Genomic DNA, 15,397 nt, shown 5'->3' with positions numbered 1-15,397 from the left:
CTCAAGTTGCAGTGTTCAGGCCGAGAATGAGGGCCCCTACGGCGGGGCGGGTGGGAGCTAGTCTGGTCATGGTTTGGGTCGAGCATTTCCTCATCAAGTATCCTGAACTCGCCGTATTCCTCGCCATCAGCATCGGATACCTGATCGGTGGCATCAAATTCGGGACTTTCAGCCTCGGTCCAGTCACCGGCTCTCTGTTTGCCGGGATTTTCATCGGGCAGTTCGCCGAAGTTCCGGTTTCCGGAATGGCGAAATCGTTTCTGTTTCTGCTGTTCCTCTTCGGTATCGGCTATTCGGTCGGACCACAGTTCCTGCAGGCATTGAAGCGGGATGGTATCAAACCCGTACTCCTCGCGGTCGTGGTATGCGTGACGGGGCTTCTCACCGCAGTCGTGGTTGCCAAGCTCCTTGGCCTTGATCCCGGTTTTGCCGCGGGCCTCCTGTCCGGGGCGCTGACCGAGAGCCCGGCAATGGGCACGGCGACCGAGGCGATCAATGCATTGCCACTGCCCGAGGCGGACCGTGTACGTTTCGTTGCGCACGTCGCAGTCGCCGACGCACTTTGCTACGTGTTCGGCGCGGTTGGCGTCATTCTGTTCTGCAGTGTCGTCGGGCCCAAGCTGCTCGGCATAGACCTGGTTGCCGAGGCACTGAATCTGGAGAAGGAATTCGGAATGACCCGCAAGGCGGTGGGGGTCGCTTCGGCCTGGCATCGGTTCGAAATGCGTGCCTACCGGATCGCGGAAAACGCGCCGATCGCCGGCGTGTCCATAGCGGACGCGGAGGCGAGATTTCGGGGGAACAGACTTTTCGTCCAACGCATCCGCAGAGGCGATTCCATCCTGGAAGCGGCTCCGGAGATATTGATGAGGCCGGGAGACATCGTTGCCGTGTCGGGGACACGGCAGACTTTGGTCGACGTGCTCGGCCCGCGCGCCGAGGAAGTAGAGGATCGCGAACTGCTCGATGTACCGATATCGGTCTCGGACGTGCTGCTGGCAAACCGTGAAGTCGCCGGCCGCAGCATCGAGGACCTCGCCAACGAGGGCTGGGCGCGGAGCCTCTATCTACGCACGGTTACACGCGGAGGGCAGGAAATTCCACTCGCTCCAGGGATTACGCTCGACCGGGGTGATATTCTGCGCCTTGTGGGACCCGAAGCGGTCGTATCGAACGCCGCCAAGCGAATCGGCGTAGTCGTTGCACCGACGACGACAACGGACTTCTTCGTTCTCGGCCTTGCCATATTCTTGGGCGGCCTTGTCGGCGTTCTCGTAACCTTTCCTATCGGCAATATGCGAATTTCGTTGAGCACGAGCGTGGGCACGCTTCTGCTGGGCCTGCTGGTGGGGCATTTGCGCACGCACTTTCCGCTCTTTGGCCGGATACCGGATGCCGCCGTTTCACTGATGACTGCGCTCGGTCTTGCCGCCTTCGTTGCGATGACCGGCCTTCATGCCGGACCTGTGTTTACCTCCGCCATAGCCGAGGCGGGCATTGGGCTCCTGTTCGGCGGTATGATCGTCACCATCATGCCGATGATTGTCGGGCTTTACTTTGGGCGATACATACTGCGCATGAACCCCATCTTGCTGCTTGGCGGGCTCGCCGGGGCGCAGACCATGACGGCCGCCATGGCGGCTGTCCAGGATCGATCGGGGAGCACGGTTGCCGTTCTCGGCTACACGCCGGCGGTCCCGATTGGACACATCATGCTGACCACGTGGGGAACGGTCATCGTCGGTATCGTCGCTGGAAGTAATTGAAGGGAGTGGCCGTAACGCGGCGCAAGATCGTGTCGACAACGGCGGCCGCGCCATCCGACGCCGACCGCCTCAACCAGCACGGCGACGCCTTCGCATTCCGGCTGAAAAAGTCTGCAACCTTCTAAGACGCGCCCAGACATCCGAACAATCCCGTGGCGTATAGCGGGGTTTGACGATCCGATAACGTCCGGTTTGGGGGGCGATCCCGGACCGTTACGGCGAGAACTGCGATGTCCGCTGCCTACGGTGTTGAGTGTCCTAGTAGCCGACATTCCGCTTCCGGCCCCACACGGGAAATGATTTCCGCTTCGCGCCCGCACTCCGGTCGTTCACACCACCCCCCTTGGGTTCTGGGAAGCAGTCAGTCTGCTTTCGTAATGATCGTCCGGAACGCGCAATAGGAGGCGCGTGCGCCGTGCGAAGACAGCAACCCCGAAGGCCTATCTGGGCAGTTGAGAGTATCGTCGACGGACTGGCTCACACTTCATACCGTCGTCAGTCTTCTCGCGAAAGTCGCTGAGGTGTCAGATGTCGTCGAACTGACTGTCGCCGAACACCTGCCATTGAATGCCGAGAACCTGCGTAAGGCGCTGTCACAGTTACCAATCCTTGTGCGTTAGTCGCTGGGTCGGGAGTGCTAATACCTTCAAGGCGACGCAGTTGGCGCAGTGTGGCGCTCCATCGACGGGTCACCCGGTCGCCCGTCGCGAGAGTTCACGAGCTAGTTCCAAGAAAGCCCTGACCCCAGCCGATAGATTGCGCCGCCCAGGATAGTAGAGGCAAAGCCCCGGATAGGGCGGCGTCCAGTCTTCCAGAATACGGATGACGCGCCCAGCGTCGATGTCCGGGAGAATGTCTTGTTCGAAAATGTATCCTACGCCGGCACTATCGAGAACGGCGGTTCTCGTAAGGCTCGCTTCATCCAACGTTATCGGGCCGCGCACATCAATTTGCACCTGTTCCCCGTCCTTTTCGAAGCGCCACCGAAACAGTGATCCATCGGGAAGACGAACGCGGATGCATTTGTGATTGAAAAGGTCGGGGGGAGCCAGTGGCTTTCCATACTTCTCGAAATACTCGGGAGAGCCGACCACCGCATGTCGCTGTGGCCTGCCGAGCGCAACGGCAATCATGTCGGTGGGTACAAGGCCCGCAACCCTGACGCCTAGATCGAATCCGTCGCCGACGACATCCACCAATCTTCCCTCGGTGACGATATCAACGTGCATGTCTGGATAGCGGCGCAGGAACTCAAGTACGAGAGGTGAGATGATGGCGCGCGCGGCAAAGGGTGCTGCGTTGATACGTATCGTTCCGGAAGGTGTTTCGCGTTGCGAGCGCACGGTCTCCAGAGCGGTACGGAGATCCTGAAGGGAAGGCGCGACCTGTTGCATAAAGAGCCTGCCGGCATCCGTCAGCGAGACGCTGCGCGTGGTTCGGTTGAACAATCGGACGCCGAGTCCCGCTTCAAGTCTGCCTACTGTGTGGCTCAGCGCTGTCGTGGACATGCCGAGATCGATGGCCGCTGCGCGGAATGTGCCGCGCCGTGCAATCGCGATGATCGCTTCCAGCTCTTTGAGATTGGGTTGTTCCATTGTCCCGACTTGTTCACTATCGCATGCCGGTTTATCCCACTTATCTGCGCAATGGTCGAGGGGTAAGTTTCTGGTCAGATCATGTGGAGAAACACAATGGATATGCCCCCAACAGTTGCCGCGTACTTTGACGCCGACCGCCGCAATGATGTGGAAGCGTTTTCAGAGGCCTTTTTGGATGACGCAGTTGTCGAAGACGAAGACGCTCGCCACCGAGGCATTGCCGCAATTCGCCAATGGTGGGCGGCTGTGAAAACAGCGACCAACTACGTCGCTGACCCTGTCGAAGCCACACGCGACGGCGACAAAGCGCTCGTCCGCGCGAATGTAAGCGGTCAGTTCCCCGGCAGTCCGGTGACGCTCACCCTCCCTTTCACCACCAAAAACGACAAAATCGCCAGACTGGAGATCAAGTGATGATCGATTTTCTCAATCTTAGAGGTAAACGCGCTCTCATCACCGCTGGAACGAAAGGCGCCGGCGCTGCGACGGTCAACCTGTTTCGCGAACGCGGTGCACAGGTGCTGACGACGGCGCGGGCGCGTCCGGAAAGCCTCCCGGAAGAGTTGTTCGTAGAAGCTGACCTGACCACCGAAGAAGGATGTGCAATTGTTGCTGACGCCGCGCGTCAGCGCCTGGGTGACGTCGATATCATTGTCCACATGCTTGGAGGCTCTTCAGCAGCCGGGGGTGGCTTTGCGGCGCTATCCGAAGACGAATGGGACAAGGAGCTGTCACTCAATCTGTTTCCGGCTGTTCGACTTGATCGGCTCCTTGTCCCGGACATGGTTGCCCGAGGATGCGGGGTGGTCGTGCACGTGACATCCATCCAGGGGGTCATGCCGCTTCCGGAATCGACGACCGCGTATGCAGCGGCAAAAGCAGCGCTTTCGACTTACAGCAAGTCGATATCGAAGGAAGTTTCGCCCAAAGGTATCCGGGTCGTGCGGGTGTCGCCTGGGTGGATCGCAACGGAGGCCTCAGTCCGTTTGGCCGAGCGCTTGGCGAAGCAAGCCGGTACTGATCTGGAAGGCGGCAAGAAGATCATCATGGATGCACTGGGTGGCATTCCGCTTGGTCGGCCGGCGAATCCTGAAGAGGTCGCAGATCTGATCGCATTCCTCGCCTCCGACCGCGCGTCTTCGATCACGGGTACCGAATACACGATCGACGGAGGTACGGTGCCCACGGCGTAGGCGCCCCTGCAGATCAGGCGGGTGTGTCCCACCCGCCAATCTGGGAGTAGATCGCGTTGCGGAGATAGCGCACGTCGCGGTTCAAAGCGGCCAACTCCGGGGGCGTCTGGGTCGAAGCTGCAAGCAACGTGTCGCTGAGGCAGCCTGCCTTGTGCTGCAATGCCCGACCTTCTTCGGTCAACGCGATCACCACTTGCCGCTCGTTGCTGAGGTTTCGGCTCCTGCGCAACAAGCCGGATGTCTCAAGGCGCTTCAAGAGTGGTGTAAGCGTGCTGGATTCCAGTGCAAGGGTGTTGGCAATGGCGCCGACCGTTTGCTCGTCTTCGCTCCACAAAACGTTGAGCACGAGATACTGCGGGTAAGTCAGGCCCAATTCGTCGAGGAGGGGCTTGTAGGCGCGCTGAATGGCGATGCCAGCAGTGTAAATCGCGTAGCACAACTGATCGTGCAATGGCGGTGGATCATTATGGGGTTTGGTCATTCTGGGCTCCTTTGCGCACCAATATAATCAAGGTTACAGCGAAAACCAATATCGCGATAAGAATTATGTTGACGAGCAGTTCAAGATCTGACAATTTATATATCGTGATAATAGTTATCGCTAAAACCGAAAGGAAAAAGCCATGACACGCACGACCACAACCACCGTTGCCGCTATCGCAGCCGCCGCCATATCCGCCGCAATGCCCGCAAACGCCGCCGACACCATCCCTGAAAGCCAGGCCGTCAAAAACGTTGTGCTCGTCCATGGCGCATTTGCTGATGGCTCTGGCTGGAAGGGCGTTTACGACAATCTTAAGAAGCGCGGCTATCGCGTCACAATCGTCCAGAACCCTCTGACCTCGCTCGAAGACGACGTTGCTGCCACCAGACGTGCGCTCGAGCGGCAGGATGGTCCGGTCATTCTCGTCGGACATTCCTGGGGCGGTACTGTTATCACGGAGACTGGCATCGATCCGAAGGTTGCCGGTCTCGTCTATGTCTCCGCTCTCTCACCCGATGCCGGCGAAACGACGGCTCAGCAATACGAAGGATTTGCTCCGGCAGCGGAATTCGTCATCGAGACCACAAAGGATGGTTTTGGATATGTCAGCCCGGCAAAGTTCAAGGCTGGGTTCGCTCATGACGTCAGCGATGCCGATGTTGCGTTCATGAGGGACGCGCAGGTGCCAATCAACATGTCGGCGTTCGCCACGAAGCTCGAGAATGCGGCATGGCGCACCAAGCCTAGCTGGGCTGTTATTGCCACCGAGGACAAAGCTTTTGATCAGGCCATGCTGATCCACATGGCTGAGCGCATCAAGGCGAAGATCACCAAGGTGTCGGCAAGCCACGCCTTGTTCATGACGCAGCCTGCGGCCATCGCCGATACCATTGATCAGGCCGCCAAGACCGTGTCGGCGAAAAAGCAATGATCGACTTCGCGTCATCGGGAAGGTCGAGACCCTCCCGATGACGCTGAAACAAATCTGTTAAACAGACCGCAGGCCCGAGCGAGATGCCGGTAGGGCGTCGGATCCTTCCAAGATCCATGAGCATTTCCTCGTCTTTCGCGACCACGACTTTAGCAAATTTACCAGAAATTAATTCACGGAGGAACTCACGTGAAACTGTATATCCATGATGAAAATGTACCTGCAAATACGTCTTTCGCGCACAACCCGGTCGGCGATGTCTTCGACTTCATCGTCTGCGGCGCTGGGTCCAGCGGCTCGGTTGTTGCAGCGCGCCTGGCAGAGAATGGAAACGCGAGCGTTCTCCTGCTCGAAGCAGGTGGAGATCATAAATCCGAGACAGTATCGAACCCTGCGCAATGGCCGTTGAATCTTGGCTCCCGCCGGGACTGGGGCTTCGTTGGACAACCGACACCTGGTCTGGATGGCCGACGACTTCATCTCAGCATGGGCAAAGGGCTTGGCGGGGGTTCGAGCATCAACGTCATGGTATGGGCCAGGGGACATAAGGAAGACTGGAATCACTTTGCCGCAGAGGCCGGGGATGACGCCTGGGGCTATCAGTCGATCCTTGGCTACTATAGCCGGATCGAAAACTGGCAAGGCGCTCCGGACCCTACTCGTCGCGGGGTAGGTGGGCCTGCATATGTGGCGCAGCCTACTTCTCCGCAGGCAGTGGCGGAGGCCCTGTTGAACGCGGCATCTGCCATAGGGATACCTCTCTATAATACCACGAACGGCGAAATGATGGAGGCATCTGGCGGTGCATCGATTGCTGAACTGCGTATCCGGGAGGGTAAGCGGGAAACCGTGTTTGAATCCTATGTTGAACCGCTGCTGTCGCGTCCAAATTTGATGGTGATCACCGAGGCGTTGGTTACGCGTCTCATCTTCGATGGTAAGCGGGTAAGAGGTGTGGAAGCTCTGATCGATGGTCGGCGACGCCAGTTCATGGCGCATTGCGAAACGGTGCTGTCACTTGGCGCGATCAATACGCCGAAGGTCCTTATGCAGTCCGGAATCGGCCCGGAAAACGAACTGCAATCGCATGGCATCCCAGTCGTGCAACACCTGCCGGGTGTTGGTCGCAATCATCAGGATCATCTCGCCTTCGGCTGCACCTGGGCCTACCGAAAACCGGAAGCAGTGGGCGGTAGCGGCTGCGAGGCAAACCTCTACTGGAAGAGTGACGCACGTCTGTCCCAGCCTGACGTCCTCCAGTGCCAGTTGGAGTTCGCCGTCCCGTCGCCGCTTGAGGCCGGTCTCGAAACACCGGAGCACGGCTGGACCATGTTCAATGGTCTCGCACAGCCGAAAAGCCGCGGCCGATTGAGGCTCTCTGGCCCCGATATGAACGACCCCGTCCTGATTGAACCGAACTCACTCAGTGAGCCGGAAGACATGGCAGCCGCGTTGGCCGCAGTGGAATTATGCCGCGAACTTGGAAACAGCGATGGCTTTAGACCTTTGGTGACGGGCGAAACCGCTCCGGGGCAGCGCGACAGATCAGGAATGATCGACTTTATCAGGCGCTCAGCAGTCACCTATTGGCATCAGTCCTGCACAGCCAAGATGGGACGCGACAACATGTCGGTGGTCGACAATGAGCTCAAGGTATACGGTATCGACGGGCTCCGTATCGCGGACTCTTCGATCATGCCCCGGATCACCACTGGCAACACGATGGCGCCGTGCGTTGTCATCGGAGAGCGGGCCGCCGATTTGATCCGAAACACACACGGTCTGATAGCTGTGAGCGAACCTGTCGCCCAGTCCATGTGAACTCGTTTGTGAGGAGCTTGGCGTCCTGCTGCGCGGGTCGCCGAGTTCTCCGCAACTGCGTTCTAGGTTCGGCCTGGCTTGAGACTTACGGAGCACTCGGCGAGCGTCCGCTTTGCGCCCTCAAACCGGCCGTCAGGTGTCGTCTGCTAAGCGCCCGCATATCGGCCGTAGAGACCAACTTGGCCGCCGCCCGAAAGCAGACGTCGCCAGCAACAGGGCTCGACGGCTTGATTGCGCCACAAGCGAACGTTGATCTTCGGCCACTAGACCACAAAACGGAAGAGTAGCCGAGCGGCCTTGCCGACCGTTCGAACTTTTCGAAGCTTAAAGGCCGGGGGCGATCCGGCTCTTTAGAGTCCGAGCATTTTCTTCGCTTCCCCGAGTGCTGCCTCCGAGCCTGTGTGGTCGCCGGACTGGTGCAACTGTTCGCCTTGCTGTCGTAGCTGCTTGACCTTGGCCATGTCGGCTTCAGACAAGGAGGCGTTCGGGAGGGCTGCGTCATTTGCCGTCATCATGGTGGGGCACTGGTTGGCGAAGGCATTCACAGGCGCGAGCGCCAAAAAAAGGGCAGTTGAAATCCTGACAATCATGGGCGTCGCTCCTCCAAAGCCAGAGCGCGGATGCCTCTCCGGCAACTGATGGATTATAGCCCAGCATCGGCCCAGCGCCAATGGCGGGCGACCAAGACAAGTATTGCCGCAAAGCGACACGGAGGCCGTTTTGTCGATACGATTGTATCCCGACTATGCTGTAAAATGATCTGGTAACGAGTGAGGAGCATCGGCAATGGCACTCTACCTGACACGCTTCAGCTACACACCCCAAACCTGGGACCGATTGACAAGAAATCCCGAAGACCGTCGGGATGCCGCGCGCAGTTACATTGAATCAGTCGGGGGTAAGCTTCACGGCTTTTGGTACGCATTCGGATCGCACGACGGGTATACCCTGTGGGAGGCACCCGACAACGTCTCGATGGCCGCCGTCGCAATCGCGATTGGAGGCGGTGGCGCTGTGTCAAAGTACGAGACGACGCCATTGCTTACGGTGGAGGAAACACTGGTGGCTATGGAGTTAGCTAGAACGGTTGGTTATCGATCGCCAGGAGCGTAGGTGTCGTCTCGCACCCATCCAATTCGGCATGCCTAGCGGTGCCTATTTCAAAAAGAAGAACGTGCGGGATGAGCGATACAGGACGTGACTTTGGCCCCACACAAGCCGGATCAGTACGGTGCCCATGGTCCTGTCGACGCTCGTTGTCCGCTCTGCGCGAACAGCGGACGCCCGCCTACCGAATTCTGCGGCAACTCAAGGCCATGCGAATGAGGGCCGACGTCAGCGCGGTTTCCTTAACCAGCATTTCCTTGCCGCGACGCGGAAACAAAAATCGCCCGAAGCCGCTTGCCTAAGCTGCAGGAAGCCGTACTCTCACGCCAGAATCGCACGGCGCTGATAAGCCGTACTCTTTCTTGAGGTAGCATGCCGGAATGGAACAAACGATTCATCCAGCCGCGATTGAGCACTTGCCTGTCTTCATAAGCCCGCCGGGGCAAACCGATTATCTGTTCGTTGCCGTTGCCATTTTCCTATTGTTGGCAGTGCTTGTCATCGGCAATTTGTACTTTCAACTTCATGCCGTCCCCGAGCGCATGGCGCATCGCACAAGCATGGTGCAGATGGAAGTCGTGGCCGTCCTGGCTTTGATTTCGCTTTTTACGCACAACCACCTTTTCTGGATTGCCGGCCTGCTACTGGCCTTTATCCACATCCCAGATTTTTCGTCACCGCTTTACTCCATCGCGCAATCCCTGGCGAAGCTTTCCGGCCGGGATGCGGAATCGACAGGCGATCCTGCACTGATATCCGAAGAACCGGTCGTGCCGGCTGAGCCAGCGCCCAAGACGGATGCGCCCGGAGAGGGTATCTGATCGATGTTCGAGTTGTTCCTCTGCTCCATTCTTACGATCCTCCCCGACTATCTTTATCGACGTTATGCTCAGGGGAAGCGGATTGGCCGCGAAATCACTCTTTATAGCATGTGGTACGAGCTACGCTGGGGCATTACCGCCTGTCTACTGCTGACCGTTTTGCTGATCACGATGATTTTCTACTTCCACCCTTCGACCAGGAACGTCACGGCGATATTCCGGACGGTCACGATTCTGCCGGAGACGATCGGCCGCGTCGAAGAGGTTTATGTTGAGGTAAACGGGAAGGTCGAAGCAGGCGCACCGCTCTTCCGCCTCGACGGTTCCGCGCAAAAAGCCGCCCTCGAGACTGCTCGCCGGCGCATCGCCGAAATCGTCGCGGAGACGACTGTCGCGCAAACCGAACTTGCGGGCGTGGATGGCCTGATCCAGGAGGCTCAGGGTGCCTATCAGATGGCGGTCGACGAACACGAGATGAAGGCACAACTTGTGGACAGTGGTGCTGTTTCCAGGCGCGAAGTCGAACGCTTGGCAACAGCAATCGATAGCCGCAAAGGTGCGGTAGATGCAGCGCTCGCAAAGAAAGAGACCCTGGAGACACAGATCGGGGTTTTATTCCCAACCCAAAAGGCAAGCTCCGAAGCAGCCCTGGCGGAAGCGCAGGTCGAACTGGACAAGACGCTCGTCCGGGCTGGCGTCGCCGGTACGGTGCAACAGTTTGCGTTACGCCCCGGCGACGTTGTGAACGCAATGCTACGCCCCGCCGGTGTTCTGGTGCCGGAGAATGCCGGGCGAACCACCCTTGTCGCTGGTTTTGGGCAGATCGAAGCGCAGGTGATCAAGCGAGGAATGATCGCCGAAGCAACTTGTGTAGGAAAGCCTTTCACCATCATTCCCATGGTGGTGACCGATGTTCAGGATGTCATCGCGGCCGGACAATTGCGCGCGAACGATCAACTGATTGATGTTCAGCAAATGGGGCAGCCGGGGACGCTGACCGTCTTCCTGCAACCACTATTTCCTGGCGGCCTGGATGGTATCCCGCCGGGAAGCAGTTGCATCGCCAATGCATACACTAATAATCATGACGCGCTCGCCGATCAGGATATCGGTACGCTCCGTTGGTTGTTCTTGCACGCCGTCGATGCCGTTGGGCTCGTGCATGCGATGATCCTAAGGATGCAAGCAGTGCTGCTCCCAGTGCAGACGCTCGTCTTGGCCGGTCATTGAAGTTGGCAGCTTGTGGGCGTGGACCCCCACTTATTCCGGTCAATGCTTAGAAACGATCCCTGCGGAAGTTCGCTCGTGCTCTGCCGACGTCACGCCCATGAGTCTTTTCGGACCTCTCAAGATTACTAGTGGCTCCAGGGCCCTAAGCCGTCACCGTGGAGAGCCACCGCGTACGCTCGACACTGTACGGGTCAGGGTCTACCCTTAACATTCACAATTTTAGGGACTTCCCGCTCAAGAGGCTCGCAGATGCCGGAAACGCCGACGGGAAAAGCGCGCTACCGCGTCAGGATCGGATTCCAGCTCTCAATCACCGCGCTGTTTGTTGCGGTCGTCCTGTGCGTCGGCCTAGCCCTCGTCTTCCTCAGCTTCGACCGGGCGAAGGCGATCACCCGTACCGCCGCCCTGACCTTCATCGACCGGGTCGCAGAACACACAGCGGAGCGGGTGGACCGGCAATTCAAGGAGGTCCAGGGCGCCCTGGCGGTGCTGAAGCAACTCCCTTCCGTGGAAACCGCGGCGATCTCGGACAACCAGTCCCTCAATGCAATCCTAGCGGTGCTTCTTCGGCAACACGAACAGCTCTACAACTTGTATGTCGGGTACGACGACGGAGCTTTTATCGAGCTCGACGCCCTTGACCGGGCCGGGCCTGCCGTCCGGGCGCAACTTGGGGCGCCCGCGGATTCAGCCTTCCGGTTGACCGTGATGGACCGACCGCCTGGATCGTCGACACGGATACGGACCACCTACTTTCTCTCCACAGACCTCACGACGTTGACTCAGGCGCAGCGCGAGGCGGACTACGATCCTCGGACCAGGCCATGGTATCTCGGCGCATTCGAGCCCGGCGCCGGCGCGATTACCGACCCTTACGTATTCAAGGTTGCCAACCTGATCGGGTACACCGTGCGGGCGCCATTCACGGCGCCGCGGCTCGGCATAGTCGCTGGCGACATACTGCTCGCCGACGTTGATGCCTTCCTGCGCGCGCAGAAACTAGGGCAGTCGGGTGTAGTCTTCCTGTTCGACGACAGCGGCCGGCTGATCGCCCATCCGCGGATGACCGAGTTCTTGAAAGCCGCATCCTCGGACGGCACTGCGGACCTGCCTCGACTTGATCAAGTCGAGGCCATCGATGTCGGCGTTCCGTTGATGGCGTGGAGGCAGAGCGGTGTTGCCCAGCAGTTCTTTGAGGCCCGGGACGGCCGGACCTACGTTGCAGCGTTCCGTTCGATTGAGACAGCCGGTTCGGCTAATCTCCGCCTAGCTGTCGTGGCGCCGCTTGATGAGTTCTTTTCGGAGGTAGAGGCAGGAAGGCGCAGGTTGCTCCTGCTCGCCCTCGCGTTCGTTTTTGCCTCGTTGCCCGTGGTCTGGTGGATCGGCTCGCTGCTATCCCGCTCCATGAATGCTCTGGCGGTAGAAACCGATCAGATCCAGCGTTTTGATGTACAGGGAGAGGGCAAGCGAGTGCACTCTTCGATCCGTGAGATCGACGACCTGGGCCAATCAGTGTCGACTATGCGGGCGGTGGTACAGACCTTTGCCAGTTTCGTCCCGAAGCGCCTTGTACAACAGCTCATCGAGAGCGGAACAGCGTTGCGACTCGGCGGCTCCCGCCGAGAGATCACGATCTTGTTCACGGACATCGCGGGCTTTACCCATATCTCGGAGCACGCAGATCCCGAAAAACTCATGCTCTACACTTCCCGTTACCTTGCCGCGCTGACCGAGGTGATCATGGCAAACAATGGCACGGTTGATAAGTACGTCGGCGATGCGGTCATGGCGATCTGGAATGCCCCGGCAGAGGACCCAGATCATGTAGCACATGCCTGTTCCGCGGCGCTCGCATGTCGTGACGCGAGCCATATGCTAATTCAGGAGTTTGAACGGGAGGGCTGGCCCGCCTACAGAACTCGGTTCGGTCTTCATACGGGCGAGGCCGTCGTCGGCAATGTTGGCTCGTCGGATCGAATGAGCTACACGGTTCTCGGCGCAACTGTGAACATGGCGGCCCGGCTGGAGGCGCTGAACAAGGATTACGGCACCGAGATCCTCACCAGCGACGCCGTCCGTGAAAAGGTAGCGGATCGGTTCGCCTTCAGAGCTGTCGATACCGTGACGCCGAAAGGTTTCGAGGCCGCGGTGCGAGTCTATGAATTGACAGCATGAGCGTTGGCCTGGCATCGAGGCTCCGGCAACTAGCGGTGGTCGTGGTGGCCGCTACGCCGAGACCTTTGCAATTGGCAGTCGAGGAGGTGACGTTCCAATCGCGTCAAGCATAGGACAGAGAAGCCGCTTTGGGCCAATCCCAGAGCTTGGCGGCAAGGACTTTGATGTCCGCTCTTCGTATTGGTGTCCTACCAGCGGACGGTCGGCCATCGGCCCCAACGCGGAAATGATTTCCCCTTCGCTACCCAATCCCGTCGTCAGGGCGCTCGCCGGGGCCGCACCATCCGTGAGCACGAATGAGCTTTTGGCGCGAAGCTTTCGCAGCATAAATCACCAGGACAGCGCTAGCGTTGGAACGGAAAATATACCCAGTGTACTTTTTGCACTGGATTTCCCTGTGGTTACGACGTTGAATGCGTCGCACGCCCCGCGGGAGGTCCGTATGCCAACACGATGGCAGAAAGAATATGCCGAAGCGTCGTCGAGTTCGTGCCCGCCCCCGGAGACGGTGCAGGATGAGCTTCAAAGAATCCTCGACAGTTCTGATTTCAAGGGCACACCCCGTCGCCGAAAGCTGCTGAGATATCTCGTTGAAGAGATGCTTGCGGGCAGGGATCGCGAGCTCAAGGGGTATACAATCGCCACAGTCGTTTTCGGCCGTGACGACGATTTCGACCCCCAGACCGATCCCATCGTGCGTCTTGAAGCGCGCAGGCTGCGGCACGACCTCGACGGGTACTATGCGTCATCCGGACGCGACAATGCGATACGTATCTCCATTCCCAAAGGGCAATATGCACCGACCATCGAATGGTCTGAAAAGGACATCGGGGAGGTTGCGACAACTGTTTCACTGCAGGCCGAGCAAGTCGCTGCTACCGATCCCTCTCCACGGGCACCTTTGGGCTTGCTGGCTCGATCACGGCGGCTGGCATGGGGCGTAGCACTCGTTCTCACGCTCCTCGTTGTTAGTACCGGCTATGTCTACTGGTCGCGGTCGGGATTGGTCCGTCAGGAAAGTAGTCACGGTCCCGCACTTGCAGTGATGGCATTTGCGACGGATGGTAGCAACGCCGAGCATGCCGCGCTTGGAAGCGGGTTCGCCGATCAAATCATGGCGGACCTGAGCCGCTTTTCCGGTTATCGCTTGTACTTGCCGCCGGCAACGACCAGTGGGACGATGACCGGTGATCCTATGGAAATCGGCGATCGGCTCGGCCTGACCTATATTGTGGACGGTAGCGTCCATTTTGATGCGGGGGCCGATTCCATACGGATCTCGGCGCGCCTCCTTGAGGTCGACACGCATCGGATCATTTGGATCGGCACTTTCGAACGGCCCAGATCAGCGCGCTCGCTAATTGCAATTCGGGACGAAATCGCTTCGGCGGTGGCGTCGGCGCTTGGGCAACCCTACGGCGTCATCCGGAAGGAAGAAAGCGACCGATTGCGGGATGAAGCCGCGCCGAGCACGTCAAGCCATGAATGCGTTCTGCGTGCCTTCGCCTATCGGCGATCTTTCACGGCAGCCGGGCACAAGGCTGTCATGACCTGCCTTGAGCAGTCCGTCGTTCGAGACCCGATGTATGCTGACGCATGGGCAATGCTTGGCTGGCTGCACATGGATGCCGGGCGCTTTGGCTGGGCAGTCGATGGAGACGCCTGGAGGGCCTTCCAGCGTGGACTGTCGACGGTCGCTCACGCCCTGTCGCTGGACGCTAACAACATCACCGCCCTTAAGGCCCAAGCTTCCATTCATCATTACATGGGCAATTATCCAGAGAGCGAGCGCATCCAGCGGCGGGCGTTGGAACTCAATCCGAACGATCCCGACACGCTGGCTCAACTCGGTTGGCGGCTTGCAGTGCGCGGACGTTTCGAAGAGGGAGTTCCCTACCTCCGGCAAGCGATCGCGAACACGGTCAATCCGCCTGGCTGGTACCGGCACCTTCTTGCAATCGATCACTACCTGAACGGGCGATACGAGGAGATGCTCGAAACCGCCAGGGCCTCGAGCATTGACGGCTCGAGCGTAAGCTGGTCTCTCGTGGCAATTGCCGAAGGTGCCCTGGGCCACAAGACAGCCGCAGCGGAGGCTCTCGCAAAGATGGCCGAGATCTCGCCGATGCTCTACAGGGACCCTGCGGCGGCGTACCGCCGACACCAGGCAATTGATTCCATTATTGTCGCCGTTGTGGCAGGTCTCCGCAAAGCAGGATGGACGGAACCCGAAGAGATTACCGGCCTTCCGTGAAGCGTTTGGCGCCGCGT

Annotated in this window: 13 protein-coding genes; 10 read left to right on the top strand and 3 right to left on the bottom strand. The window is 59.0% G+C overall.

The features are described 5' to 3' along the window. Positions 1 to 68: 68 nt before the first annotated feature. The gene (gene aspT / locus LQK81_RS20790; RefSeq protein ID WP_230808300.1) at positions 69 to 1,766 is read left to right on the top strand and encodes an aspartate-alanine antiporter; all 1,698 of its coding nucleotides are present in this window, start codon (positions 69 to 71) and stop codon (positions 1,764 to 1,766) included. Positions 1,767 to 2,455: 689 nt separating this feature from the next. On the opposite strand, the gene LQK81_RS20785 is transcribed toward aspT, so the two are convergent. Next, complete coding sequence (locus LQK81_RS20785) at positions 2,456 to 3,361, bottom strand: LysR family transcriptional regulator (RefSeq protein WP_230808299.1); 906 nt, start codon at positions 3,359 to 3,361, stop codon at positions 2,456 to 2,458. 96 nt (positions 3,362 to 3,457) lie between these two features. Here LQK81_RS20785 and LQK81_RS20780 point away from each other — a divergent pair, with 96 nt between their 5' ends. Together LQK81_RS20780 and LQK81_RS20775 are read left to right on the top strand one after the other, a co-directional pair. Then, complete coding sequence (locus LQK81_RS20780) at positions 3,458 to 3,778, top strand: nuclear transport factor 2 family protein (RefSeq protein ID WP_230808298.1); 321 nt, start codon at positions 3,458 to 3,460, stop codon at positions 3,776 to 3,778. Continuing rightward, complete coding sequence (locus LQK81_RS20775) at positions 3,778 to 4,557, top strand: SDR family oxidoreductase (RefSeq protein WP_230808297.1); 780 nt, start codon at positions 3,778 to 3,780, stop codon at positions 4,555 to 4,557. Before LQK81_RS20780 ends, LQK81_RS20775 begins: the two co-directional genes overlap by 1 nt. Positions 4,558 to 4,570: 13 nt before the next feature. Here LQK81_RS20775 and LQK81_RS20770 read toward each other — a convergent pair whose 3' ends face one another. Further along, positions 4,571 to 5,038 carry a MarR family winged helix-turn-helix transcriptional regulator gene (locus LQK81_RS20770; protein ID WP_230808296.1) on the bottom strand — a complete coding sequence of 156 codons (468 nt, stop codon included), beginning with the start codon at positions 5,036 to 5,038 and terminating at the stop codon, positions 4,571 to 4,573. 142 nt (positions 5,039 to 5,180) lie between these two features. On the opposite strand from LQK81_RS20770, the gene LQK81_RS20765 reads away from it, so the two are divergent. Beyond that, a complete protein-coding gene (locus LQK81_RS20765; protein WP_230808295.1) occupies positions 5,181 to 5,972 on the top strand; it encodes an alpha/beta fold hydrolase in 792 nt (263 codons plus the stop codon). Between the two features lie 189 nt (positions 5,973 to 6,161). Then, a complete protein-coding gene (locus LQK81_RS20760; protein ID WP_230808294.1) occupies positions 6,162 to 7,793 on the top strand; it encodes a GMC family oxidoreductase in 1,632 nt (543 codons plus the stop codon). Between the two features lie 350 nt (positions 7,794 to 8,143). On the opposite strand, the gene LQK81_RS20755 is transcribed toward LQK81_RS20760, so the two are convergent. Further along, the gene (locus LQK81_RS20755; protein ID WP_230808293.1) at positions 8,144 to 8,383 is read right to left on the bottom strand and encodes a hypothetical protein; all 240 of its coding nucleotides are present in this window, start codon (positions 8,381 to 8,383) and stop codon (positions 8,144 to 8,146) included. A 196-nt stretch (positions 8,384 to 8,579) separates the two neighbouring features. Between LQK81_RS20755 and LQK81_RS20750 the strand changes: the two genes are divergently transcribed. From LQK81_RS20750 to LQK81_RS20730, 5 genes are all read left to right on the top strand, one after another. Beyond that, entirely contained in the window at positions 8,580 to 8,906 is a 327-nt protein-coding gene (locus LQK81_RS20750) for a GYD domain-containing protein (protein ID WP_230808292.1), read from the top strand. 374 nt (positions 8,907 to 9,280) lie between these two features. Continuing rightward, positions 9,281 to 9,721, top strand: coding sequence for a hypothetical protein (locus tag LQK81_RS20745; RefSeq protein ID WP_230808291.1), 441 nt, complete (start codon positions 9,281 to 9,283; stop codon positions 9,719 to 9,721). 3 nt (positions 9,722 to 9,724) lie between these two features. Further along, positions 9,725 to 10,951 carry an HlyD family secretion protein gene (locus LQK81_RS20740; protein ID WP_230808290.1) on the top strand — a complete coding sequence of 409 codons (1,227 nt, stop codon included), beginning with the start codon at positions 9,725 to 9,727 and terminating at the stop codon, positions 10,949 to 10,951. 249 nt (positions 10,952 to 11,200) lie between these two features. Next, the gene (locus LQK81_RS20735; RefSeq protein WP_230808289.1) at positions 11,201 to 13,126 is read left to right on the top strand and encodes an adenylate/guanylate cyclase domain-containing protein; all 1,926 of its coding nucleotides are present in this window, start codon (positions 11,201 to 11,203) and stop codon (positions 13,124 to 13,126) included. Between the two features lie 442 nt (positions 13,127 to 13,568). Continuing rightward, the gene (locus LQK81_RS20730; RefSeq protein WP_230808288.1) at positions 13,569 to 15,380 is read left to right on the top strand and encodes a hypothetical protein; all 1,812 of its coding nucleotides are present in this window, start codon (positions 13,569 to 13,571) and stop codon (positions 15,378 to 15,380) included. Positions 15,381 to 15,397: the final 17 nt, after the last annotated feature.

The sequence above is a fragment of the Rhizobium sp. GN54 genome, from assembly GCF_021026345.1.
GTDB lineage: Bacteria > Pseudomonadota > Alphaproteobacteria > Rhizobiales > Rhizobiaceae > Mycoplana.
The sequence above is the reverse complement of the archived record's forward strand: the minus strand, read 5'-3'. Positions and strand labels throughout refer to the sequence as shown.